At 74.3% G+C, this 23,403-nt stretch carries 21 protein-coding genes; 9 read left to right on the forward strand and 12 right to left on the reverse strand.

The annotated features are described in order from the left end of the window. The first annotated feature begins 6 nt into the window (after positions 1-6). From FXF50_RS11330 to FXF50_RS11350, 5 genes are read left to right on the forward strand one after another with little or no spacing between them, the layout of a single operon-like run. Complete coding sequence (locus FXF50_RS11330) at positions 7-1,206, forward strand: allantoate amidohydrolase (protein WP_148427170.1); 1,200 nt, start codon at positions 7-9, stop codon at positions 1,204-1,206. Next, complete coding sequence (locus FXF50_RS11335) at positions 1,203-2,555, forward strand: formimidoylglutamate deiminase (RefSeq protein WP_148427272.1); 1,353 nt, start codon at positions 1,203-1,205, stop codon at positions 2,553-2,555. The genes FXF50_RS11330 and FXF50_RS11335 overlap by 4 nt, the downstream gene beginning before the upstream one ends. Then, entirely contained in the window at positions 2,552-3,760 is a 1,209-nt protein-coding gene (gene hutI, locus FXF50_RS11340; RefSeq protein ID WP_148427171.1) for an imidazolonepropionase, read from the forward strand. Before FXF50_RS11335 ends, hutI begins: the two co-directional genes overlap by 4 nt. After that, positions 3,748-5,286, forward strand: coding sequence for a histidine ammonia-lyase (gene hutH / locus FXF50_RS11345; protein ID WP_148427172.1), 1,539 nt, complete (start codon positions 3,748-3,750; stop codon positions 5,284-5,286). The genes hutI and hutH overlap by 13 nt, the downstream gene beginning before the upstream one ends. A gap of 40 nt (positions 5,287-5,326) precedes the next feature. Beyond that, positions 5,327-6,589: a hypothetical protein gene (locus tag FXF50_RS11350; RefSeq protein WP_148427173.1), complete on the forward strand. Its 1,263-nt coding sequence runs from the start codon at positions 5,327-5,329 to the stop codon at positions 6,587-6,589. Between the two features lie 8 nt (positions 6,590-6,597). Here the strand turns inward: FXF50_RS11350 and rdgB are convergent, their stop codons facing one another. From rdgB to FXF50_RS11395, 9 genes are all read right to left on the reverse strand, one after another. After that, complete coding sequence (gene rdgB, locus FXF50_RS11355) at positions 6,598-7,215, reverse strand: RdgB/HAM1 family non-canonical purine NTP pyrophosphatase (RefSeq protein ID WP_148427174.1); 618 nt, start codon at positions 7,213-7,215, stop codon at positions 6,598-6,600. 34 nt (positions 7,216-7,249) lie between these two features. Then, complete coding sequence (gene rph, locus FXF50_RS11360; protein ID WP_148427175.1) at positions 7,250-7,975, reverse strand: ribonuclease PH; 726 nt, start codon at positions 7,973-7,975, stop codon at positions 7,250-7,252. 380 nt (positions 7,976-8,355) lie between these two features. Further along, entirely contained in the window at positions 8,356-9,102 is a 747-nt protein-coding gene (locus FXF50_RS11365; RefSeq protein ID WP_148427176.1) for an MBL fold metallo-hydrolase, read from the reverse strand. A 225-nt stretch (positions 9,103-9,327) separates the two neighbouring features. Then, on the reverse strand, positions 9,328-10,293 hold the full coding sequence (locus FXF50_RS11370; RefSeq protein WP_091312998.1) for a PLP-dependent cysteine synthase family protein: 966 nt from the start codon (positions 10,291-10,293) through the stop codon (positions 9,328-9,330). A gap of 11 nt (positions 10,294-10,304) precedes the next feature. Further along, positions 10,305-10,640: a MoaD family protein gene (locus FXF50_RS11375; protein WP_091313002.1), complete on the reverse strand. Its 336-nt coding sequence runs from the start codon at positions 10,638-10,640 to the stop codon at positions 10,305-10,307. A 71-nt stretch (positions 10,641-10,711) separates the two neighbouring features. Then, positions 10,712-11,197: a Mov34/MPN/PAD-1 family protein gene (locus tag FXF50_RS11380; protein ID WP_091313004.1), complete on the reverse strand. Its 486-nt coding sequence runs from the start codon at positions 11,195-11,197 to the stop codon at positions 10,712-10,714. 55 nt (positions 11,198-11,252) lie between these two features. Next, the gene (locus FXF50_RS11385; RefSeq protein ID WP_091313008.1) at positions 11,253-11,756 is read right to left on the reverse strand and encodes a DUF2017 domain-containing protein; all 504 of its coding nucleotides are present in this window, start codon (positions 11,754-11,756) and stop codon (positions 11,253-11,255) included. Then, positions 11,753-12,043, reverse strand: coding sequence for an ATP-dependent Clp protease adapter ClpS (clpS, locus tag FXF50_RS11390; protein WP_091269570.1), 291 nt, complete (start codon positions 12,041-12,043; stop codon positions 11,753-11,755). The genes FXF50_RS11385 and clpS overlap by 4 nt, the downstream gene beginning before the upstream one ends. Before the next feature lie 115 nt (positions 12,044-12,158). Then, complete coding sequence (locus FXF50_RS11395) at positions 12,159-13,724, reverse strand: hypothetical protein (protein WP_148427177.1); 1,566 nt, start codon at positions 13,722-13,724, stop codon at positions 12,159-12,161. A 196-nt stretch (positions 13,725-13,920) separates the two neighbouring features. Between FXF50_RS11395 and FXF50_RS11400 the strand changes: the two genes are divergently transcribed. From FXF50_RS11400 to FXF50_RS11415, 4 genes are all read left to right on the forward strand, one after another. Then, positions 13,921-16,596 carry a LuxR C-terminal-related transcriptional regulator gene (locus tag FXF50_RS11400; protein ID WP_148427178.1) on the forward strand — a complete coding sequence of 892 codons (2,676 nt, stop codon included), beginning with the start codon at positions 13,921-13,923 and terminating at the stop codon, positions 16,594-16,596. 16 nt (positions 16,597-16,612) lie between these two features. Further along, complete coding sequence (locus tag FXF50_RS11405) at positions 16,613-17,899, forward strand: nicotinate phosphoribosyltransferase (protein WP_148427179.1); 1,287 nt, start codon at positions 16,613-16,615, stop codon at positions 17,897-17,899. Between the two features lie 13 nt (positions 17,900-17,912). Beyond that, on the forward strand, positions 17,913-18,494 hold the full coding sequence (locus tag FXF50_RS11410; RefSeq protein WP_148427180.1) for an isochorismatase family protein: 582 nt from the start codon (positions 17,913-17,915) through the stop codon (positions 18,492-18,494). Positions 18,495-18,559: 65 nt separating this feature from the next. Next, on the forward strand, positions 18,560-19,777 hold the full coding sequence (locus FXF50_RS11415) for an MFS transporter (protein WP_148427181.1): 1,218 nt from the start codon (positions 18,560-18,562) through the stop codon (positions 19,775-19,777). Between the two features lie 79 nt (positions 19,778-19,856). On the opposite strand, the gene FXF50_RS29275 is transcribed toward FXF50_RS11415, so the two are convergent. The 3 genes from FXF50_RS29275 to FXF50_RS11425 form a co-directional block, all read right to left on the reverse strand. Beyond that, entirely contained in the window at positions 19,857-20,030 is a 174-nt protein-coding gene (locus tag FXF50_RS29275) for a hypothetical protein (protein ID WP_187399626.1), read from the reverse strand. Between the two features lie 108 nt (positions 20,031-20,138). Beyond that, positions 20,139-21,896, reverse strand: coding sequence for a cytochrome c oxidase subunit I (gene ctaD, locus FXF50_RS11420; protein ID WP_148427182.1), 1,758 nt, complete (start codon positions 21,894-21,896; stop codon positions 20,139-20,141). 128 nt (positions 21,897-22,024) lie between these two features. Further along, positions 22,025-23,131, reverse strand: a complete 1,107-nt coding sequence (locus FXF50_RS11425) for an FAD-dependent monooxygenase (RefSeq protein WP_148427183.1) — start codon at positions 23,129-23,131, stop codon at positions 22,025-22,027. Between the last annotated feature and the right edge of the window lie 272 nt (positions 23,132-23,403).

Raw genomic sequence — 23,403 nt, forward strand, 5'->3', positions numbered from 1 at the left:
TGCCGCGTGAGCGATCTCGCCGTCCGGTTCCGCAAGCTCTGGGACGAGATCGCCCCCGTCGGTCGGGACGCCGGCAGCGGCGGCTACCTGCGTTACGCGCTCACCGAGCCGGAGCTCACGCTGCGCGGCTGGTTCCGGGAGCAGGCCGGGCAGCGCGGCATGCCGGTCACCGAGGACGGCAACGGCAACCTGTTCGCCTGGTGGGGCGACCCGGCGGCCGGGGACGCCGTGCTCACCGGCAGCCACTTCGACTCGGTGCCGCACGGCGGGGCGTACGACGGGCCGCTCGGCATCGTGAGCGCGTTCCTGGCCGTGGACGAGCTGCGGGCCGCCGGGGCCGCCCCGGTCCGGCCCGTGGCCGTGGCCGCGTTCGTCGAGGAGGAGGGCGGCCGGTTCGGCGTACCCTGCCTGGGGTCGCGGCTGCTCACCGGTGAGATCGCGGTGGACCGCGCGGCCGGGCTGCGCGACGCGGCGGGGGTGAGCTTCGCCGAGGCCCTGGGCGACCGGCCGGCGGGCGCCGGCCCCGGCCTGCTCGGCCGCTTCGCGGCCTTCGTGGAGCTGCACGTCGAGCAGGGCCGCGCGCTGGTCGACCTCGGCGCGCCGGTCGCGGTGGCCAGCGCCATCTGGCCGCACGGCCGCTGGCGCTTCGACTTCCACGGCGAGGGCAACCATGCGGGTACGACCCGGATGGCCGATCGCCGCGACCCGATGCTCACCTACGCGTTCACGGTGCTCGCGGCGAACAAGGAGGCCCGGCTGCGCGACGCGCACGCCACCGTGGGCCGGGTGGCCGTCGAGCCGAACGCCACCAACGCCGTCCCGTCCAAGGTGACCGGCTGGCTGGACGCCCGGGCGGCCGAGCCGGCGACGCTGGACGGCCTGGTCGAGGCGGTCCGGGCCAAGGCCGCCGAGCGGGCGAAGCGGGACGGCACCGAGCTGACCTGCACCCAGGAGTCGGCCACCCCGCTGGTGGAGTTCGACGGCGGGTTGGCCGACCGGCTGGCCACGCTGCTCGACGCGCCGGTGCTGCCCACCGGGGCCGGGCACGACGCCGGGGTGCTCGCCGCGCACCTGCCGACCGCGATGCTCTTCGTGCGGAACCCGACCGGGGTGTCGCACTCCCCCGCCGAGTCGGCCAGCGACGCCGACTGCGCCGCCGGGGTGGCCGCCCTGGCCCGGGTGCTGGAGGAGCTGGCATGCCGCTGACCCGCTGGCTGGCCGAGTACGCCTGGCTGCCCGACCACGCCGAGCCCACCCCCGACGTGCTGATCGAGGCCGAGGGCGGCCGGATCACCGCGGTCACCCCGCTGGTCGGCGGTGGCGCGGCCCCCGCCGGGGTCGAGGTGCTGGGCGACGCCGTACGCCTGCCCGGGCTCACCCTGCCCGGCCTGGCCAACGCCCACTCGCACGCCTTCCACCGGGCGCTGCGCGGGCGCACCCACGGCGGGCGCGGCGACTTCTGGAGCTGGCGGGACGTCATGTACGACGTGGCGGCCCGGCTCGACCCCGACTCCTACCTGGCCCTCGCCCGGGCCGCGTACGCCGAGATGGCCCTCGCGGGGATCACCTGCGTCGGCGAGTTCCACTACCTGCACCACGGCCCCGACGGCAGGCCGTACGCCGACCCGAACGCCATGTCGGCCGCGCTGGTCGAGGCCGCCGCGCACGCCGGGATCCGGATCACCCTGCTGGACACCGCGTACCTGACCGCGAGCGTGGACGGCGCGCAACTGGCCGGGACACAGCGCCGGTTCGGCGACGGCGACGCGCTGCGCTGGGCGGCGCGGGTCGACGCGTTCCGCCCGGAGAACGACCACGCCCGGCTGGGCGCGGCCATCCACTCGGTCCGGGCCGTGCCCGCCGAACAGCTCGCCACCGTGGCCGGCTGGGCCGACCGCAACGGGGTGCCGCTGCACGTGCACCTCTCCGAGCAGCCGGCCGAGAACGACGCCTGCCGTGCCGTGCACGGCTGCAGCCCGACCCGGCTGCTGGCCGACCACGGGGTGCTGGGCCCGCACACCACGGCGGTGCACGCCACCCACCCGACCAGCGCCGACGTCGCCCTGCTCGGGGAGAGCCGGACCGGGGTGTGCCTCTGCCCCACCACCGAGCGGGACCTGGCCGACGGGATCGGGCCGGCCCGGCGGATGGCCGAGGCGGGCAGCCCGCTGAGCCTGGGCAGCGACAGCCACGCCGTGGTCGACCTCTTCGAGGAGGCCCGGGCCGTGGAGCTGGACGAGCGGCTGCGCACCCGCAAGCGCGGGCACTTCAGCGCCGCCGAGCTCGTCACCGCGGCCACCGTCGCCGGCCACGCCGCGCTCGGCTGGGGCGACGCCGGCCGGCTGTCCGTCGGCGACCGGGCCGACCTCGTGACGGTACGCCTGGACAGCGCCCGGACCGCCGGGGTCCCGCCGGTCGGCGCGTTCTTCGCGGCCACCGCCGCCGACGTGACGCACGTGGTGGTCGACGGGCGGACCGTGGTGGCCGACGGCCGGCACCTGACCGTGGACGTCCCCGCCGAACTACGCTCGGCCATCGCGGAGGTGACCTCATGAGGGGCAGCCTGCTGGTCGACAACATCGGGGAGCTGGTCACCAACGACATCGGCGGCGAGGCCGGGCCGCTGGGCATCCGCCGGCACGCCGCCGTTCTGCTCGAGGACGGGCAGGTGGCCTGGGTCGGGCCGGCCCGGGACGCGCCGGCCGCCGACCGGCGGATCGACGCCGAGGGCGGGGCCGTGCTGCCCGGCTTCGTGGACAGCCACGCCCACCTGGTCTTCGCCGGGGACCGGGCCGCCGAGTTCGCCGCCCGGATGGCCGGCGAGCCCTACACCGGGGGCGGCATCCGGACCACCGTCGGCGCCACCCGGGCCGCCTCCGACGACGAGCTGCGGGCCACCGTCCGGCGGCTGCGCGGCGAGGCCATGCGGCAGGGCACCACCACGATCGAGATCAAGAGCGGGTACGGGCTGACCGTCGCCGACGAGGCCCGCTCGCTGCGGATCGCCGCCGAGTTCACCGAGGACACCACCTTCCTCGGCGCGCACGTGGTCCCCGCCGAGTACGCCGACCGCCCCGACGACTACGTGGGCATGGTGTGCGGGCCGATGCTCGCCGCCGCCGCGCCGTACGCCCGCTGGATCGACGTGTTCTGCGAGCGGGGCGCCTTCGACGTGGACCACGCCCGGGCGATCCTCGCCTGCGGGCAGGCCGTCGGGCTGGGGATGCGGGTGCACGCCAACCAGCTCGGCCCCGGGCCGGGCGTCCAGCTCGGGGTGGAACTCGGTGCGGCCAGCGTGGACCACTGCACGCACCTGACCGACGCGGACGTTGACGCCCTGGCGTCCACCGGCACGACGTGGGTGTCCGGCTTCGAGCCCACCACCGTCGCAACCCTGCTGCCCGGGGCCGAGTTCTCCACCCGGTCGCCCTATCCGGACGCGCGCCGGCTGCTCGACGCCGGCGCCACCGTGGCCCTCGCGACGGACTGCAACCCCGGGTCGTCGTACACGTCGTCGATGCCGTTCTGCATCGCACTCGCCGTACGCGAAATGCGGATGACCCCGGCGGAGGCGGTGTGGGCCGCGACGGCCGGCGGCGCGGCGGCGCTGCGCCGCACCGACGTGGGCCGGCTCGCGCGGGGCGCGCGGGCCGACCTCGTGATCCTCGACGCCCCGTCCCACCTGCACCTGGCCTACCGGCCGGGGGTTCCCTTGATCCGCCAGGTTCTGCACAACGGAGTGCCGCAATGTCGACCGTAGTCATCCAGCCCACCGGGATCTCCCCCGCCGACGTGCTCGCCGTGGCCCGCGGCACCGCCAAGGTCGTCCTCGACCCCGCCACGGTGGAGGCGATGGCGACCAGCCGGTCCATCGTGGACGGCATCGAGGCCGCCGGCCGGCCCGTGTACGGCGTCTCCACCGGATTCGGGGCGCTCGCGAACACCTTCGTGGCGCCCGAGCGGCGGGCCGAACTCCAGCACGCGCTGATCCGCTCGCACGCCGCCGGCGTGGGCGCGCCCATGCCCCGCGAGGTGGTGCGGGCCATGATGCTGCTGCGGGTACGCTCGCTCGCCCTGGGCCGCTCCGGGGTCCGGCCGCTGGTCGCCGAGGCCCTCGTGGACCTGCTCAACCACGAGGTGACCCCGTGGGTGCCCGAGCACGGCTCGCTGGGCGCCTCCGGCGACCTGGCCCCCCTCGCCCACTGCGCGCTGGTGCTGCTCGGCGAGGGCTGGGTGCTCGGCCCGGCCGGCGACCGGATCCCGGCCGGCGACGCGCTGCGCCGGGTCGGGCTGGAGCCGCTGGAGCTGGCCGCGAAGGAGGGGCTGGCGCTGATCAACGGCACCGACGGCATGCTCGGCATGCTGCTGCTGGCCGTCCACGACGCCCGGCACCTGTTCGCCATGGCCGACGTGACCGCCGCGCTGGCCATCGAGGCGATGCTCGGCTCGGAGCGGCCGTTCCTGCCGGAGCTGCACGCCATCCGGCCGCACCCCGGCCAGGCCGCCTCGGCCGCGAACATCCACAAGCTGCTGCAGAACTCGGCGGTGATGGACTCGCACCGCGACGACCTGGGGCACGCGGTGCAGGACGCCTACTCGATGCGCTGCGCGCCGCAGGTGGCCGGCGCGGCCCGGGACACCCTCGACTTCGTCGAGGTGGTGGCCGGCCGGGAGCTGCTGTCGGTGGTGGACAACCCGGTCGTGCTGCCGGACGGGCGGGTCGAGTCGACCGGCAACTTCCACGGGGCGCCGCTCGGCTTCGCCGCCGACTACCTGGCCATCGCCGCGTCCGAGGTGGGCGCGATCGCCGAGCGCCGGGTGGACCGGCTGCTCGACGTCACCCGCTCCCGGGAGCTGCCGGCGTTCCTGTCCCCCGACGCCGGGGTCAACTCCGGCCTGATGATCGCCCAGTACACGGCCGCCGGGATCGTCGCGGAGAACCGCCGGCTGGCCGCCCCCGCCTCGGTCGACTCGCTGCCCACGAGCGGCATGCAGGAGGACCACGTCTCGATGGGCTGGGCGGCGACCAAGAAGCTGCGCACCGTGCTGGACAACCTGACCAGCCTGCTCGCGGTGGAACTGCTGGCCGCCGTACGCGGGCTCCAGCTCCGCGCCCCGCTGACCCCCTCGCCGGCCGGCCGGGCCGCGCTGGCCGCGCTCGGCGAGGTGGCCGGCGAGCCGGGCCCGGACGTGTTCCTCGCCCCGCTCATGGAGGCGGCACGGGAGGTCGTCCGCGGCCGCGGACTGCGCGCCGCGATCGAGGGCGAGGTCGGCCCGCTGGGCTGAACAGGGATGCTGTCGGCGGGGGCTGCTACCGTTCGCCGCCGTGACCGATGACGCCGTGGCAGCCCCCGACCGTGCCGACATCCCCGACGGCGACGACCTGCCCGAGCAGGTCCGGGCCTTCGTGCGCCGGCAGGTGGCGTTGGCCGAGTTGCCGGCGGCCGCCATCGTCACCGAGACGGTGGAGTACCTGGACGACGCGGCCGAGCGGAACCGGATCGCGGAGCTGGCCTGGGCGGCGGTGGCCGAAGAGCTGACCGCGCACCTGGCCGACCAGGAGACCTGGCCGGAGACGACCGACAGCGACCGGCTCACCACCGCGTTCCGGGCGCTCGACGCCGCCGGGATCGTGGCCCGGGAGAGCTTCACCTGCTGCCAGAACTGCGGCGTCGAGGAGATCGGCGCCGAGGCGCGGCGGGGCCTGAAGCCGCGGGGCTACACCTTCTACCACCGGCAGGACGCCGAACGGGGCGTCGAAGGCTCCGGGGTGTGGCTCGCATACGGGGCGTTCGAGGGAGCCTCCGCAGCGGAGATCGGCGCGGAGGTGGCGGCCGCGCTGCGCGCCGCGGGGCTGACCGTCAACTGGGACGGCGAGGTCGGCCGGCGGATCCACGTACCGCTGCGGTGGCAGCGGCGACGGGTCGGCCGGCTCGCTGCCGTACCCGCCGCCGTGGTGGACGACGTCGACATCGACGTGGAGCTGCTCGGCGCTTGGACCGGCGTGCACGCGCCGGCGGAGGGGCCGGTGCGGGCCGGCCGGTTCACCGCCCTGCACCTGCCGTGGCTGCCCGCCGCCGTCCCGGTCCGCCTGGAGTGGGAGGGCCGCGCGGTGCAGGTCCGGCGCAGCGGCGACGCGCTGGTCGGCACGTACGACGACCCGGACGTGTCGGCGCTGACCGTGGGCCGGCACGATGGCCTGGCGCTGGTCCGGGCACTGCGCGGCCTGCCCCCGGCCGGCGAGCCGGAGCCCGCACCGGTCGGCTACGTCGAGGTGACCGGCGGCCACGCGACGGGGTGGGAGCAGGAGGTGCCGCTGGAGCTGGCGGAGCTGCTGGCCCGGATCCGCGCCATGCGCCCGTCCAGCTACGACTGCCTCACCTGCGTGGGCCGCTCCGGCGCCTGCGTGCAGACCGCCTGGGAGCCGGGCGGCCTCTGGGTGGAGCACCTCGACATCGAGGCGGCCGTCTCGGTGGGTCGGCACGCCACCCTGGCCGAGGTGGAGCGGGTACTCACGGCGCTGGCCGTGGAGGACCGGTTGGCGGTACACGAGCTCGGCGGCGAGCTGACCACGCTGCACCACCGCTGAGCGGTCGGTCAGCCGGCCGGCGGGAGCACCTTCGCGACCAGCTTGGCCAGTTCGCGCAGCGCCTTGCCGCGGTGGCTCACCGCGTCCTTCTCCTCCGGGGTCAGCTCCGCGTTGGTCCGCTCCTGCCCGTCGCCCAGGAAGATCGGGTCGTAGCCGAAGCCGCCGTCGCCGCGCGGGGCGCGCAGCAGCCGGCCGGACTGCCGGCCGTCGACCAGGTGCTCCTTGCCGCTGGGCAGCACCAGCGCCACCGTGCAGACGAAGGCGGCGCCGCGGTGCTCGTCCGGCAGGTCGGCGATCTGGTCCAGCACGAGCTGGAGGTTGGCCCGGTCGTCGCCGTGCGAACCGGCCCAGCGGGCGCTGAACACGCCCGGCATGCCGTTGAGCGCGTCCACCGCCAGACCGGAGTCGTCAGCGATCGTCGGCAGGCCGGTGCGCCGGCAGCCCTCCCGGGCCTTGATCAGCGCGTTCTCGCCGAAGGTCAGGCCGGACTCCGGCAGCTCCGGGTACTCCTCGACGTCGTCGAGGCCGAGCAGGGCGATCCGGTGGGCGCCGAGCGCGCCGTCGAGGATCCGCTGGAGCTCGACGAGCTTCTTCCGGTTGCGGGTGGCCAGGAGCACCTTGTTCATCGTCAGCGCCTTCCGCTACGCGTCAGCCAGTTCATCAGTTCAGCGCCTTCCGCTGCGCGTCGGCCAGGTCCAGACAGCCCATCACGCCCAGGTCGAGCAGGGCGTCGAGCTGCTCCCGGGCGAAGACGCCGGCCTCGCCCGTCCCCTGCACCTCGACGAAGTCACCCGTCCCGGTGCAGACCACGTTCATGTCGACCTCGGCGGCCACGTCCTCCTCGTAGCAGAGGTCGAGCCGCGGCTCGCCGGAGATGATGCCGACGCTGACCGCCGCCACCGACCGGTGCATGACCTTCTCCACCTTGCCCGCCAGGGCCTTACGCTCGGCGAGCCAGGTCACCGCGTCGTGCAGCGCCACGTACGCCCCCGTGATGGCGGCCGTCCGGGTGCCGCCGTCGGCCTGGAGCACGTCGCAGTCGAGCACCACCGAGTTCTCGCCCAGCGCCTTGAGGTCCACGCAGGCCCGCAGGCTGCGGCCGATCAGCCGGGAGATCTCGTGGGTCCGGCCGCCGACGCGGCCCTTGACGCTCTCCCGGTCGGAGCGGGTGTTGGTGGCCCGGGGCAGCATCGCGTACTCGGCGGTCACCCAGCCGAGCCCGGAGCCCTTGCGCCAGCGGGGCACGCCCTCGGTCACGCTGGCCGTGCAGAGCACCCGGGTCGCCCCGAACTCGACGAGCACCGAGCCCTCCGGGTGGGTGCTCCAGCCCCGCGTCAGGGTCACCGGTCGGAGTTGGTCGGGCCGCCGCCCGTCAGGTCGCGCCATGCCTGCACCTTATGCGGTGCCGTGATCGAACCGGCCCGCGGTCTCCCAACGGCCGCCGGCCACGGTCGCGCTCGGCCGGTTTGACAGGCCGCGGAGCAGGTCACTGTCCGCGACGGCCGCGCCGGTCGGGCAGGTGCCCGTGGCCGCCTTTGCTCTGCAGCCATGGACGCATCAGCTACCGAACGTCATGAGCGTCGGCCGCGACGGCGATCGGCAAGCCGCAGCTCAATGGGCTGCTGCGTGGATGGCTGCAGAGCAAAGCCTGGCGCTGGCGACCTGCCGTCGGAACCGAGCCGGACACGGAGTGTCACAAGACCCGTCCACACGATGCGTAACCGGACTCGCGCCGCCGACAGCGACCGACGGCGATACCGGCGGGGTCAGACCTCGTAGGAGGCGCCGGCGCGGACCACCTCGAGCGGCCCGGCGTACGCGCCGGCCGCCGACTCCACGGTGTGCGACTCGCTACCCCAGGCGGGGACGAGGTGGGTGAGCAGCAGCCGACCCACCCCCGCCTTGGTGGCCACCTCGCCAGCCTCCCGGCCGGTCAGGTGCAGGTCCGGCGGGTTCTCCACCCCGTCCATGTAGCTGGCCTCGCAGAGGAACACGTCGGCGCCCTGGGCCAGGCGCAGCAGCGCGTCACAGGGCGCGGTGTCCGAGGAGTAGCAGAACACCCGGCCGCCGTGCTCCAGCCGCACCCCGTACGTCTCGACCGGGTGGTTCATCTGGTCGACGGTGACGGTGAACGGGCCGATCGGGAAGGTGCCTGGCTGGAGGCCGTAGAACTGGTAGACGTCCTCGACCGTGCTGTCCTCCTGCCCGTACGCGCTGGCGAGCCGGTCCGGCGCGCCCGAGGGGGCGTACACGGGCAGGGGCGGATACGGGCCGTCCGGGGCGTACCGGCGCACCACCACGTAGGTGACCGCGTCGAGCATGTGGTCGCAGTGCAGGTGGGTGAGGAGGATGGCGTCGGGGGCGTGCAGCCCGACGTAGCGCTGGAGGGTGGACAGCGACCCCGAGCCGAAGTCGATGAGCAGCCGGAACCCGTCGGCCTCCAGCAGGTAGGCGGAACACGGGGACTCGGGCCCGGGAAAGCTGCCGGCGCAGCCGAGAACGGTCAGTCGCATCCGGTCGCCTCGATCTCACGCTCGGTAGTCGACACGCCGGCAGTCGCCCCGCCGATGATCTCTACCGACGCGTTCGCCACGCTGCGCAGCCTACGCGTCGGCCCGGTCGGGCAAGAATCGACTGCCGGAAGTTGTCATCAACGTGACACCCGCACGCGTCCGGTCCCGGGACGCAACGGTCGGTTCGGTCGGCGGCGTACGCGGACCGAACCGACCGGCGGGCCGTCAGGCCCAGAGCTGCCCCTCCAGGGCGTCCTCGGCGTCCGCCAGGGTGCCGCCGTACGCCCCGGTCGACAGGTACTTCCAGCCGCCGTCGGCGACCACGAACGCCACGTCGGCACGCCGGCCGTCGCGGACCGCCTCGTGCGCCACCGCGAGGGCGGCGTGCAGGATCGCCCCCGTGGAGAAGCCGGCGAAGATCCCCTCCACCTCGACGAGCTGCCGGGTCCGCAGCACCGCGTCCCGGGTGCCCACCGAGAAGCGCCGGGAGAGCACCGAGGCGTCGTACAGCTCGGGCACGTAGCCCTCGTCGATGTTGCGCAGCCCGTAGACCAGCTCGCCGTAGCGGGGCTCGGCGGCGACGACCTGGATGCCGTCGACCTTCTCCCGCAGGTAGCGCCCGGTGCCCATGAGGGTGCCGGTGGTGCCTAGGCCGGCCACGAAGTGGGTGATGGTCGGCAGGTCGTGCAGCAGCTCCGGCCCGGTCGTCTCGTAGTGCGCCCGGGCGTTCGCCTCGTTGCCGTACTGGTAGAGCATCACCCAGTCCGGGTGCTCGGCCGCGATCTGCTTCGCGGTCGCGACGGCCTGGTTCGAGCCGCCCGCGGCCGGCGAGAAGATGATCTCCGCGCCGTACATCCGGAGCAGCTGGACCCGCTCGGTGGAGACGTTCTCCGGCATCACGCAGACCAGCCGGTAGCCGCGCAGCTTGGCCACCATGGCCAGGGAGATGCCGGTGTTGCCGCTGGTCGGCTCCAGGATGGTGTCGCCGGGGCGGAGCCGGCCGGACTCCTCGGCCGAGCGGACCATGAACAGGGCCGCGCGGTCCTTGATGCTGCCCGTCGGGTTCCGGTCCTCCAGCTTCGCCCAGAGCCGCACCGGCGGCGCCCCGTCGGGCACCGTCGGCGAGAGCCGGGGCAGCCCGACCAGGGGCGTGCCGCCGCAGGCGTCGAGCAGGCTGTCGTACCTGGCCATGGCCGCCGCCCTCAGCGGGCGGTGACGGCCGCGCGGTGACCGGCGATGGCAGCCGCCGCGGCGAAGCCGAACGCGCCACCCGCCACAGCCGGCAGGATGGTGACGCTGTCACCGTCGTTGAGCTTGGCGTCGAGCGCGCCGAGGAAGCGGACGTCCTCGTCGTTGACGTAGACGTTGACGAACCGGTGCAGGGCGCCGGCGTCGGTGACCAGGCGGGCCCGCAGGCCGCCGTGCCGGGAGTCCAGGTCGGCGAGCAGGTCGCCCAGGGTGTCGCCGCTGCCCTCGACGACCTTCGCGCCGCCGGTGTAGCTGCGCAGGATGGTGGGGATGCGAACCTCGATGGCCATGATGTCTCGTGCTCCTTGTTCGGGTGCTGCCAGGTGACGGAAGGAAGAAAAGGTGTGCCGGCGCTGGGAAGTCAGCGGTCGGAACACTCGTAGTCGACCGTCGCCGGGCTCTGCCCGAACATGTAGGACTGGACGGCGTGCGGGTCCACGGCAGCCACGATCTCGACCGGCTCCTCGGTGACCACGCCGTCGACGATCCGGAAGGACCGGATCTCCTCGGTGTCGGGCTCGCGGGTCGAGACGAGCAGGTAGTGCGCTCCCGGCTCCCCGGCGAAGGAGATGTCCGTGCGGGACGGGTAGGCCTCCGTCGCGGTGTGCGAGTGGTAGATGACCACCGGCTCCTCGTCGCGGTCGTCCATCTCCCGCCACAGCCGCAGCTGCTCCATCGAGTCGAACTCGTAGAAGGTCATGGAGCGGGCGGCGTTCGCCATCGGGATGTGCCGGGTCGGGGTGTCGCTGCCGGCGGGACCGGCGACCACGCCGCACGCCTCGTCCGGGTGGTCCCGGCGCGCGTGGGCCACGATCGCGTCGATGATCGACCGGTCGATGCTCAGCACGCCGCCCAGCCTAGCGCCTGGCGGTCCCGGGCGGCGAGGTGGTGACCGTCACGGCTCAGTCGATCAGGGCGTTGAGCAGGGACTCCTGGAGATATCCCAGGTACGCGTAGACCGATAGTTGGAACACGCGGGACGAGGTGGGGTCCTCGGCGACCGCGTCGTCCAGCTCCTCGCCCAGGTCGGTGCCGTCCTTGATCTCCAACCGGACGCCCATGGCCAGCCGGGCGTCGTTGAGGGCGCGCAGCCACGCCTCGGCCGCCTCCGCGTCCAGCCGCACCTCGCCGCCGGCCTCGCCGTCGGGCAGCGCGGCGAGGATCGCCCCGGCCTGGTCGATCTTGGCGGTCTTGAGGTCGCCCTCGGTGTAGCGGCGGAACTCCGCGCTCCCCGCCGCGTCGTCCGGGTAGACCTCGGGGAAGAGCCGGCCGACCACCGGGTCGCCGTGGTCGAAGCCGTCGGTGAGCAGGCCCACCACCTCGGAGGCGACCTTGCGCAGCACCCGGACCTCGTCCACCGCGAAGGTGGCCACGTAGCGGTCGCCCTGGCGACGGAACATGCTCATGACCGGTCCACCGTCGCCCAGAGGCCGTACGCGTGCAGCTGCGACGCGTCGTGCTCCATCCGCTCCCGGGCGCCGCTGGAGACGACCGCCTTGCCCTTGTGGTGCACGTCCAGCATGAGCTGCTCGGCCTTCTCCCGGCTGTATCCGAAGAGCTTCTGGAACACCCAGGTCACGTACGTCATGAGGTTGACCGGATCGTCCCAGACGATGGTCACCCAAGGCCGGTCGGAGACCGGCACCTCTTCGGTGTCCGGCGTCTCGACCGGCGCAACCTGTGGAGCCGCCATGCCCCCCATCGTGCCACCGGATCCGGGGAACCGATGAACCGGAACGGCGCGGCGGTCGGGATCACCCGCCCGGGCCGCGTACGCCGGCCCGCGCGGCCGTGCCGCCGCCCCGACCTCAGGCGAGCAGGATGCCGTGGTCGACAGCATCGGTGAGGACCGCGCCCAGCGAGAGACGGATCACCTCGAAGCGGCGGGACACCTGACGGGACAGCTCCAGCTCGACCTCGCGCAGCGCCCGCTGCGCCCAGGAGCGGGCGGCGTTCGGGTCGGCGTTGCCGGGGACCCGCCAGTGCTGCCAGCACCCGCCGTTGAGGGCCACCCCGACGGGCGGGAGCGCCTCGTCGCGCTCCGCGCCCGGACAGCCCGCCAGCGCGTCGAGCGCGCCGGCCCCGGCCAGCCCGGCCACCCCGGCCGTGCTGGTGACCAGGAGCACCCGGTCCAGCTCCGGACCGTCCGGGTGGTCGGCCAGGCCCCAGCGGACGGCGTGCACGATCCGGCGGCGCACCCCCTCGGCGAGCGGCGCGCCGAAGACCCGGGCGGTCGCGTCGTCGACGATGCCCCGGACCGCCTCGTCGCACTGCGCGGTGGCCAGCAGCGACAGCGCCTCCATCTCGCGGTCGAGCAGCTGCGGTAGGCCGGCGCAGCCCACCCCGAAGACGATCTCCTGCACCACCCGGAGGTGGATGTCGGCCAGCTCCAGGGCGAGGTGCTGGCGGATCCGCTGGGCGCACGAGCGGGCCTGGCGGTCGATCCGCTGGACGAGGTCGGCCGGCTCGACGCCGGCCACCACGGGCACCCGGCCGTGCGCGCCGGGCGGCTCGGGCGGGCGGGAGCTGGCCCGGCGCAGCCCCTCGTCGGCGGCCCAGCCGACCAGCGCGCGGCGCAGCACCGAGTGCTCGTTCTGGCGGACCGGGAACCAGCGGGCCGGTGCGAGTGCGGGCACCGCGGCCAGCAGCGCGGCCCGGTGCGCCGCCACGGAGACGTCCACCGGGTCGTACCGGCGGGCGGCGGGGCCGGGCGGGCCGGACCGGCCGGCCGACGACCGGGACGCCCCCGTGTCCTCCGTCGTCGTGCCGTCCGCCGGCGCCGCCCAGCCGGCCACGCCGGGGGTGACGGCGAAGAACACCTCGACCGGCGTGCGCGCCACCTCGGCCAGCAGGTGCAGCTCGGCCGCGCTGAACGCCTGGTCGGCGGAGATCACGAAGAGCAGGGCGCCGGCTCGGCCCGCCGCGTCGAGCAGCACCCGGCCGCCGGCCACCCCGAGGGTGCCGGTGTCCGGCGTGTCGAGCACGGCGAAGTGCCGCAGCAGCGGGTCCGGCAGGCTCAGCTCCACCCGGCGCGGCGGGCGGGCCAGCGCCGGACCGGCGGCGAGCGGGTCGGCGCCGTAGGAGTGCGGCTGGCGGTAGCCCGGCACGTAGGCGGCGCGGGTGGGCACCTTGGCGTGGTTGACGAGCAGGTGGCTGCCGGCGGGCACGGCGAGCATCCCGGGATCCAGCCCGAGCAGGCCGGCGAGCAGCTCGCGGCGGCCGGCACCGGCCGGGCCGGTGACGACGACACACAGCGGCTCCTCCGGCCCGGGTTCGGTCACCCCGAGCCGGGTGGGCAGCGGGGCACAGCGGGGCGGCTCGGCGAACCCGTCGGGGTCGGGCACGTCGACCGCGGGGAGCGGACCCGGCTTCATCAGTCGGCCTCCGGTAAGGCGACCGGGTTGCGGTCCGGTCGCGTGGAAATCCCTGGTCGCAGGGGATGTCGGAAGAGTACGGCTGTCGCGGATACGACACCGAAGACATCCGATACTCACGAGTAATCACCAGATTACTCAACTTCGCAGCGTGACGGTACGCGCGCGGAGGGAACACCGTCGATATGCTGCACCGATGAGTCGGTGGGACTTCGTCGGCCGCACGGATGAACTCAACCGTCTGTTGTCGGCGGTAGGAGGTGCGGAGGGACGCGGGCTGCTCTTCAGCGGAAGCGCCGGGGTCGGCAAGAGCCGGCTGCTGCGCGAAGGGGTGGCCGCCCTCCCCACCGACCGCTACGCGATCTGGTCCGTCGCGGCCAGCGCCACCACCGCCGCGCTGCCGTTCGGCGGGCTGGTCCAGGTGCTCCCGGCCGCCCAGCCGCAGGGCCTCTCCCCCGCCGGTGTCCTGCGTTGGGCGGTCGACGTGCTCCAGGAACAGGCCGCCGGCCGGCCGATCGTGCTGGCCATCGACGACGCGCACCTGCTCGACCCGCCGTCGGCGGCGCTGGTGCACCTCATCGCCCGCTCCGAGAACGCCACGGTGCTCGGCACGCTGCGCAACGGCGAGCAGATCCCGCTGCCGATCCGTGCCCTGTGGACCGACGACCTCGTCGACCTGGTCGAGCTGGGTCCGCTGGGCCCGAGCGAGACCACCGGGCTGCTCGCCGCGATCCTCGGCGGCCCGGTCGACGCCGGCTCCTCCGAGCGGCTGTTCCGGCTCTCCGCCGGCAACCCGCTGCTGCTGCGCGAGCTGGTGCTGGCCGCCTCCGGCGGCGACGAGCTGAGCCGGCGGTACGGCATCTGGAAGTGGACCGGCCGGCTGGAGTTGGCGCCCAGCCTCACCGACCTGATCGACACCCGGATCGGCCAGCTCACGCCCGGCGTACGGGCCGTGGTCGAGCTGGTCGCGTTCGGCGAGCCGCTCGGCCTGCAACTACTGGAGCAGGCGGTCGACCCGGCCGACGTGGAGATCGCCGAGGAGCGCGGCCTGATCTCCATGGTGCACGACGACCGGCGGCTGAACGTCCGCCTCGCCCACCCGCTCTACGGCGAGGTGATGCGCCGGCACTGCCCGGTCAGCCGCACCCGCCGGCTCCAGGCCACCCTGGCCGGCCTGTTGGAACGCGTCGGCAAGCGGCGCCGCGAGGACCTGCTGCGGGTCGCCGTGTGGCGGCTCGACTCGGGCACGGCGCAGGACCCCGCGCTGCTGCTCGACGCGGCGGCCCAGGCCTTCGGCCGCTACGACGTGCCGCTGGCCACCCGGCTGGCCCGGGCGGCGCTGGACGCCGAGGGCGGCTCCGACGCGGCGGAACTGCTCGCCACCATCCTCATGTTCGGCGACCGGCCGGAGGAGGCCATCGTGGTCCTCGACCAGGTGGCCGGGGCGATCCAGGACGACCGGCGGCGCGGCCGCTGGCTGACGGCCCGGGGCATGGTCAGCTACTGGGGGCTGAGCCGGGAGTCCACGGTGGAGGAGATCGCGGCGCGGGGCGCCGAGCTGAGCGACGCCGCGGACCAGGCCCGGGTCCGCGCCTTCGAGGCGATCATGCGGCTGCACCGCCTGGACGTCGAGACGGCGGTCCGGCTGGCCCAGACGGTGCTGGACCGGCCGGCCGCCCCGATGGCGGCACGCGAGCTGGCCCGGTGCACCCTCGCGCACCTCCAGGCCGCGCAGGGGCAGTACCGGCGCAGCGCCACGGCGATCGCCCGGGTGGAGGCCGAGGCGGCGTACTGGCGGGGCGACATGCCCTATCTTCAGCTCGCCATGGAGCTGGCCCGGGGCACGCGACTGGCGCTCTCCGGCGACCTGGCCGGCATCGACGCGATCGTCGCCGACGAGTTCGCCGACCTGGCCGGCGCCGGGGACTTCCGGCTCGGCACCGGCTACCTCGCCATCCTCCAGGCGCACGCGGCGCGGCTGCGCGGGCGCGGCGACGAGGCGCTGAAGACCAGCCTGGGCGCCTGCGCCGTCCTCGCCACCAGCCGCGTCTACGCCGGTCTCGCCCACGCCGAGCGGGCCCAGGCGGCGGCGCTGCGCGGCGACGCCGGCCACGCGGCGGAGGCGATGGCCGAGGCGGACCGGACCCACGCGCCCGGGATGGCGGTGCTCTACCCCTGGCTGGAGCAGGCCCGCGGTGCCGTGCACGCCGTGGCCGGCGACCTGCCGGCGGCCGTCAAGCACCTCTGCGCGCTCGCCGACCGGCTGCGCGAGGACGGCCTGGCCGGGCACGAGCTGCTCGTCCTGCTCGACCTGGTCCGGTTCGACCAGGCCGCCGCGGCGGTCGGGCCGAGCTGCACCGACGGCGGCCGGCGGACCGTGGCGCAACGCCTGGCGGAGCTCTCCGAGCAGGTCGACGGGGTGCTGCCGCCGCTGGTCGCCCGGTACGCCCGCGCCACCCTCGACGGCAGCCCCGACGAGCTGCTCGCCGTGGCCGACGGCTTCGCCGCCCGGGAGCTGACCGTCTACGCCGCCGAGGCGACCGCCATGGCGTTGCACCGGATGGGCCGGCGCGCCGGCGCCACCGGCCCGGCCCGGGAGCGCCTCGCCGACCTGCTCGGCCGCTGCGACGAGGTGTCCACGCCGGCGCTGCGGCTGCTCCGCCCGACGCTGACCGAGCGCGAGTGGGAGATCGGCCGGCTCGCCGCCGACGGCGTGACCAGCCGCGCCATCGCCGAGCGGCTCTTCCTCTCCACCCGCACCGTCGAGAACCACCTCCAGCGGATCTACAGCAAGCTCGGGGTGGCCGGGCGGGCGGAGCTGCGGGCCGCGCTGCGCTCGATGCCGGGCCACGACGGCGGGGATCCGGCCTGAACTCTAGGCTGAGGCGGTGAGCACCCTTCGCCCCGCGCTGCTGACCGACCACTACGAGCTGACCATGGTCAGCGCCGCCCTGCGGGACGGCACGGCCGACCGTCGCTGCGTCTTCGAGGTGTTCAGCCGGCGGCTGCCGGCCGGCCGCCGCTACGGCGTGGTCGCCGGGACCGGCCGGCTGATCGACCTGATCCGCGACTTCCGGTTCGACCCCGACGAGATCGAGTTCCTGCGCCGCACCGGCGTGGTGGACGACCGGGCCGCCCAGTGGTTGGCCGACTACCGCTTCAGCGGCGACGTCGACGGGTACGCGGAGGGCGAGTTGTTCTTCCCCGGCTCCCCGATCCTCACCGTCTCCGGCACCTTCGCCGAGTGCGTGGTGCTGGAGACGCTGGTGCTGTCGGTGCTCAACCACGACTGCGCGGTGGCCGCCGCGGCGGCCCGGATGGTGACCGCCGCCCGCGGCCGGGCGCTGATCGAGATGGGCTCCCGGCGGGCGCACGAGGAGGCCGCCGTGGCCGCCGCCCGGGCCGCGTACCTGGCCGGGTTCCGGTTCACCTCCAACCTGGCCGCCGGCCAGCGCTACGGCATCCCCACCGCCGGCACCGCCGCGCACGCGTTCACCCTGCTGCACGACGACGAGCGGGCGGCGTTCGCCTCGCAGGTCGCCACGCTGGGCAAGGACACGACGCTGCTGGTCGACACCTACGACATCAGCCAGGGCATCCGCAACGCCATCGCGGTGGCCGGGCCCGAGCTGCGGGCGATCCGGATCGACTCGGGCGACCTCGCGGTGATCGCCCAGCAGTCCCGCGAGCTGCTCGACTCGCTGGGCGCCACCGAGACGAAGATCATCGTCTCGGGCGACCTCGACGAGTACGCCATCGCCTCGCTCGCCGCCGAGCCGGTCGACATGTACGGCGCCGGCACCGCCGTGGTGACCGGCTCGGGCGCCCCCACCGCCGGCCTGGTCTACAAGCTGGTCGAGGTGGAGGGGCGCCCGGTGGTCAAGCGCTCCGAGCACAAGGCCACCATCGGCGGCCGGAAGGTGGCCGTCCGCCGGCACAAGCCCACCGGCACCGCCACCGAGGAGATCATCGTGCCGCAGGGGGTGCCGGACCGGCAGCCCAACGACCGGCTGCTCCAGCGCTCGTTCGTCGTCGAGGGCGAGCCGGTGGCGCTGCCCACCCTCGACGAGTCCCGGGAGCACCTGCGGGAGTGCCTGATCTCCATCCCCTGGGAGGGGCTCAAGCTCTCCGGCGGCGACCCGGCCGTCCCGGTGACCGTCGTACCCGCGAGCTGAGAGGAGCGATCCGATGGCCAACGCCTTGATCATCGTGGACGTGCAGAACGACTTCTGCGAGGGCGGCTCCCTGGCGGTGACCGGCGGGGCGGGCGTCGCCGCCGGCATCTCCCGGCTGCTCGCCGCCGAGCCGGAGCGCTGGGACCACGTGGTCGCGACGAAGGACTTCCACATCGACCCGGGCGCGCACTTCGGCGACCCGCCGGACTACGTCGACTCCTGGCCCCGGCACTGCGTCGTGGGCACCGCCGGCTCGGAGTTCCACCCCGACCTGGAGACCGGCCCGGTGGAGGCGATCTTCCACAAGGGCGAGCACGCGGCCGCGTACTCCGGTTTCGAGGGCCACGCGGACGACGGCGAGCGCCTGGCCGACTGGCTGCGCCGGCACGACGTCGAGCGGGTCGACGTGGTGGGCATCGCGACCGACCACTGCGTCCGCGCCACCGCGCTGGACGCCGCCCGGGAGGGCTTCCGGACCACCGTGCTGCTGGACCTGACCGCCGCCGTCGCGCCCGACACGCTCGACGTGGCGCTGCGCGCCTTCGACGGCGCCGGGGTCACCATGGTCGGCGAGCCTGTGATCAGGGCCGCTTGAGCCGGTAATTGGTTGCGGCTGTCGTACCCCCGGCCGAGGATTGTCGGCCGGAGGTACGGACCGTCGTGAACTTGAAGCCTTACCGGGAGGCACTCGCCCTGCCCGGTCTCCGGTCGTTGCTGCTGATCTCGGTGCTGGCGCGCATCCCGCTCACCGCGACCGGCGTGACGCTCACCTTCCACGTCGTGCTCGACCTCGGTCGCGGCTACGGCGCGGCCGGGCTGGTGGGCGCCGCGTCCACCGTCGGGGCCGCGCTCGGCTCCCCGCTGCTCGGCCGGCTGGTCGACCGGCGCGGGCTGCGCCCGGTGCTGCTGCTCACCACGGTCGCCGAGGGCGTCTTCTGGGCGTGCGCGCCGACCCTGTCGTACCCCGTGCTGCTGCCCACCGCGTTCCTGGCCGGCCTGCTCGCGCTGCCGGTCTTCTCGGTGGTCCGCCAGTCGGTAGCCGCGCTGGTGCCGGCCGAGCGACGCCGCCCCGCGTACGCCCTCGACTCGATGTCGGTGGAGCTGTCGTTCATGGTCGGCCCCGCGCTGGCCGTGGCCATGGCCGCCGCCGTGTCGCCCCGGCTCACCATGTGGGCGGTCGGCGCCGGGATCGTCGCCTCCGGGGTCTGCTTCTGGCTGCTCGATCCGCCCACCCGCGCCGCCGACGAGCCGGCCGGCCCGGCCCGCAAGGTGCCCCGCCGGGAGTGGCTCACCCCCCGGCTGCTCGCCGTGCTGGCGGTCAGCCTGGCCGCCACCCTCGTGCTCGGCGGCACCGACGTCGCGGTGGTCGCCGTGCTGCGCGAGGGCGGCGAGGTCGGCTGGACCGGCGCCGTCCTGGCCATGTGGGCAGTCGCCTCGCTGGTGGGCGGCTTCGCGTACGGGGCGGTGACCCGCTCGCTCTCCCCGCTGGTCCTGGTGGCGGCGCTGAGCCTGACCACCATCCCGGTCGGGCTGGGCGGCGCGCACTGGTGGCTGCTCTGCCTGGCACTCGTCCCGGCGGGGGCGCTCTGCGCGCCGTCCATCGCCTCGACCTCGGACGCGGTGAGCCGGCTCGCCCCGGCGGGCGTACGCGGCGAGGCCATGGGCCTGCACGGCTCGGCCGTCACCGTCGGCATCGCGCTGGGCGCGCCGCTGGCCGGCGCGGTGATCGACGCCTCGGCGCCGGCCTGGGGCTTCGCGGTCACGGGCGCGATCGGCGTGCTGGTCGCCCTGGCCGTCCTCCCGCTCGAGCTCCGCCACCGCCGCACCACGGCTGCCACCATGGACCCCGAGCCCGAACTCGCTCCCGCCCTCCCCTGAGCCGCCTCGCCCTCGTGTGAGGGACGACGAAAGCCCCCTCAGCCGGGCGCGGTCCGGCGACGGGGGCTTCGTTCGTCAATCAGGCGGGCCGGTCAGGGCGGCGACGCCGGCTGGTCGGCAGAGGGCGACAGGCCGGGTGGCGCACGGGCGCGGGCTCGCCGAGTTCGGCGGCGATCCAGGCGGCCACGGCGTCGATCAGACCGGGGGGCCAGCTGGGCGGCGGGGTCGGGTCAGCTCCCTTGTCGTTGTCCACGAGGCCGGAGGATACGCCGACGGGAGGCACGCCGGTGATCACCGGGCCGGACACGGCGACGGGCGCCGCCCCCGGTGGGTGCGGCGCCCGTCGTTTGTTCTGGCGGGGTCAGCTCTTGTCGAGCCGGCCCTCGGTGTCCTCGCGGTAGCTGGCGCCACCGTCGGACTCGCTGGTCAGCGGCTTGGCGCCGCCCTCCGGCGGGCCGGCCAGGGTGGTGCCGGCGGCCAGCTCGGGGAACTTGAGGTCGAACGCCGGCCGCTCGGAGCGGATCCGCGGCATCCGGTCGAAGTTCCGCAGCGGGGGCGGCGAGCTGGTGGCCCACTCGAGCGAGTTGCCGTGGCCCCACGGGTCGTCGACCTCCACCACCGGACCGGTCTTGTACGACTTCCAGCAGTTCCAGATGAACGGCAGGGTCGAGATACCGGTGATGAACGCGCCGATCGTGGACAGCGTGTTCAGGAAGGTGAAGCCGTCACCGGGCAGGTAGTCGACGTACCGGCGGGGCATGCCCTCGGCGCCGAGCCAGTGCTGCACCAGGAAGGTGGTGTGGAAGCCGATCATCGTCAGCCAGAAGTGGATCTTGCCGAGCCGCTCGTCGAGCATCCGGCCGAACATCTTCGGGAACCAGAAGTAGATGCCGCCGAAGACGGCGAACACGATGGTGCCGAAGAGCACGTAGTGGAAGTGCGCCACCACGAAGTACGAGTCGTGCAGGTGGAAGTCCAGCGGCGGGCTGGCCAGCAGCACACCGGTCAGGCCACCGAAGAGGAAGGTCACCAGGAAGCCGACCGCGAAGAGCATCGGCGTCTCGAAGGTGATCTGGCCCCGCCACATGGTGCCGATCCAGTTGAAGAACTTCATACCGGTCGGCACGGCGATCAGGTAGCTGAGGAAGCTGAAGAACGGCAGCAGCACCTGGCCGGTGGCGAACATGTGGTGCGCCCACACGCTCATCGACAGGGCGGCGATGGCGATGGTCGCGGCGACCAGGCCCTTGTAACCGAAGATCGGCTTCCGGGAGAAGACCGGGATGATCTCGGTGATGATGCCGAAGAACGGCAGCGCGATGATGTAGACCTCGGGGTGCCCGAAGAACCAGAACAGGTGCTGCCAGAGCATCGGGCCGCCGGTGGCGGGGTCGTACACGTGGGCGCCGATCAGGCGGTCCGCGGCAAGCGCGAAGAGCGCGGCGGCCAGCAGCGGGAAGACCAGGATCGCCAGCAGGCTGGTGACCAGCATGTTCCAGGTGAAGATCGGCATCCGGAACATGGTCATGCCGGGCGCGCGCAGGGTCAGGATCGTGGTGATCAGGTTGACCGCGCCGAGGATCGTGCCCAGACCGGAGATGGCCAGGCCGACGACCCACATGTTCGCGCCGACGCCCGGCGCGTGCTCGGCGGTGCTCAGCGGCGTGTACGCCGTCCAGCCGAAGTCGGCCGCACCGCCCGGGGTGATGAAGCCGGCCGTGGCCATGGTGCCGCCGAACAGGTACAGCCAGTAGGCGAACGCGTTCAGTCGGGGGAACGACACGTCGGGCGCGCCGATCTGCAGCGGCACCACGTAGTTCGCGAAGGCGAACACGATCGGCGTCGCGAAGAACAGCAGCATGATCGTGCCGTGCATGGTGAAGAGCTGGTTGTACTGCTCGGGCGACAGGAACTGCAGGCCCGGCCGCGCCAGCTCGGCGCGCATGATCAGGGCCATGAGGCCACCGATCATGAAGAACGCGAACGCGGTGACCATGTACATGATCCCGATCTGCTTCGCGTCCGTGGTGCGCAGCAGCCGCGCGAGGGCCGACCCCTTGACCGGCTCGCGGACCGGCCAGGGCCGGGTCACGACCGGCTTGGGTGCGACGGTGGTCACGAGTGGCCTCCGGTTCTGGGTTGTCCCGCTCGGCGCGCTGTTCATCTGCGCAGCCGTCATCCGCAAGGAGGATAGTCCCCGGTAGTGGGCCCCGCCGCGTGGGGTGGGCGGCTACGATCTTCGGCCCGTCAGAGCGGGCCGGTGAGTAGCCGGTAGTGCTCCTGGAAGATCCGCCCGCCACGTCCGCGCAGCAACGGGTCGCGCAGCGCCGGCGGCACGTCGCGGGTGCGGTTGCGGTCCCGGGTCCGGTCCCGCACCCAGCGGGTACGCGGGCGGCGGCGACTCTCGTACGCGATGAGCGCGGCCTCGACGCTGCCGGCCGCCCGCAGCGACTCGGCGAGCACCACGGCGTCCTCCAGCGCCATGGCGGCGCCCTGGGAGAGCGTCGGCGCGGTGGCGTGAGCCGCGTCACCGACGAGCAGCACCCGGCCGTGGAACCAGCGCCCCAGCTCGACCTCCGTGGTGAGCTCCACGTCCACCGTCTCCAGCGCGGCGAGCACCTCGGGGACCGGGCCGCCGTAGTCGCCGAACAGCTCGTGCAGCCGGGCGAGCGGGTCGGCCGGCAGGCTGGTGCCGGCCTCGTCGGCGTAGCAGTGCAGCCGGCCGGCGCCGAGCGGCACCACGAGGAAGCCGGCGCGCTGGCCGAGCAGGGCGGTCCAGTCGGCCACCCGGGGGCCGCCGCGCACCACGCTGCGGTAGACCACCTGGCCGGCGGGGCGGGGCGGGCCACCGAGCGCGGCCAGGGTACGCACCGCCGAGCGGGGGCCGTCGGCGCCGATGACGAGGTCGTACTCCCCGCTGGTGCCGTCGGTGAAGCCGACCGCGACGCCGCCGGGCAGCGGATCGACGGTGCTGACCTCGGCCCCGTGCCGGACGGCGCCGCCGGCCCCGGTGAGCAGCACGCGGTGCAGCTCGGCGCGGGGCAGCGCCCGGCACTCCCCCACCCCGGCCCAGAGCCCGTCGAGGTCGACCTCGCAGAGCGGCGCGCCGGTGGCGTCCAGGAAGCGCTGCCGGTGGATGACCTGGCCGAGGGGGCGTACAGGGCCGTCCAGGTCGAGCCGGCGCAGCGCGCGGGCCGCGTTGCCCGGCAGGTAGAGGCCGATGTCGGCACGCTCGGTCGGCGGCAGCTTCTCGGTCACGTCGGGGCGGAACCCCGCGAGGCGCAGCGCCCGGGCCACGGCGAGACCGGCGATGCCCGCGCCGACGACGAGGATGCGCAGGGGGGAACCACCCATCGTGGGGTACGCCTCCGGAGGGGATCGGAACGCGTTGGAGGCAAGACATTACTCGCCGCAACCAACCGGCGGAAGTGCCCATCGGCCCTGGCGTCACGGCCCGGTCAGCGGCCGGGAGCCCTCCCACCGGCGGGAATCCCGCCCCGACCGGAGGAACCGCCGTGCGACCGCCACGACAGAACGACATCAGAAGTTCACAGACCGTGGCCGGAACTATCGAGACGGTCGGTGCGGTTGCGCCGCAGTTTCAGGCATGTAAATGTGTTGGTCTA

Origin of the sequence: Micromonospora sp. AP08, from assembly GCF_008085935.1 — a bacterium.
GTDB classification, from domain to species: domain Bacteria; phylum Actinomycetota; class Actinomycetes; order Mycobacteriales; family Micromonosporaceae; genus Micromonospora; species Micromonospora chersina.

Bases quoted from the DNA above. Each gene is read 5' to 3' on its own strand.
- rph (WP_148427175.1), bottom strand. From the start codon at position 7,975: ATGGCGCGACCTGACGGGCGGCGGCCCGACCAACTCCGACCGGTGACC.
- FXF50_RS11375 (WP_091313002.1), bottom strand. From the start codon at position 10,640: ATGGCCATCGAGGTTCGCATCCCCACCATCCTGCGCAGCTACACCGGC.
- rdgB (WP_148427174.1), bottom strand. From the start codon at position 7,215: ATGAACAAGGTGCTCCTGGCCACCCGCAACCGGAAGAAGCTCGTCGAG.
- FXF50_RS11410 (WP_148427180.1), top strand. From the start codon at position 17,913: ATGGCCAACGCCTTGATCATCGTGGACGTGCAGAACGACTTCTGCGAG.
- FXF50_RS11385 (WP_091313008.1), bottom strand. From the start codon at position 11,756: ATGAGCATGTTCCGTCGCCAGGGCGACCGCTACGTGGCCACCTTCGCG.
- clpS (WP_091269570.1), bottom strand. From the start codon at position 12,043: ATGGCGGCTCCACAGGTTGCGCCGGTCGAGACGCCGGACACCGAAGAG.
- FXF50_RS11395 (WP_148427177.1), bottom strand. From the start codon at position 13,724: ATGAAGCCGGGTCCGCTCCCCGCGGTCGACGTGCCCGACCCCGACGGG.
- FXF50_RS11370 (WP_091312998.1), bottom strand. From the start codon at position 10,293: ATGGCCAGGTACGACAGCCTGCTCGACGCCTGCGGCGGCACGCCCCTG.
- hutH (WP_148427172.1), top strand. From the start codon at position 3,748: ATGTCGACCGTAGTCATCCAGCCCACCGGGATCTCCCCCGCCGACGTG.
- FXF50_RS11365 (WP_148427176.1), bottom strand. From the start codon at position 9,102: ATGCGACTGACCGTTCTCGGCTGCGCCGGCAGCTTTCCCGGGCCCGAG.
- hutI (WP_148427171.1), top strand. From the start codon at position 2,552: ATGAGGGGCAGCCTGCTGGTCGACAACATCGGGGAGCTGGTCACCAAC.
- FXF50_RS11425 (WP_148427183.1), bottom strand. From the start codon at position 23,131: ATGGGTGGTTCCCCCCTGCGCATCCTCGTCGTCGGCGCGGGCATCGCC.
- FXF50_RS11400 (WP_148427178.1), top strand. From the start codon at position 13,921: ATGAGTCGGTGGGACTTCGTCGGCCGCACGGATGAACTCAACCGTCTG.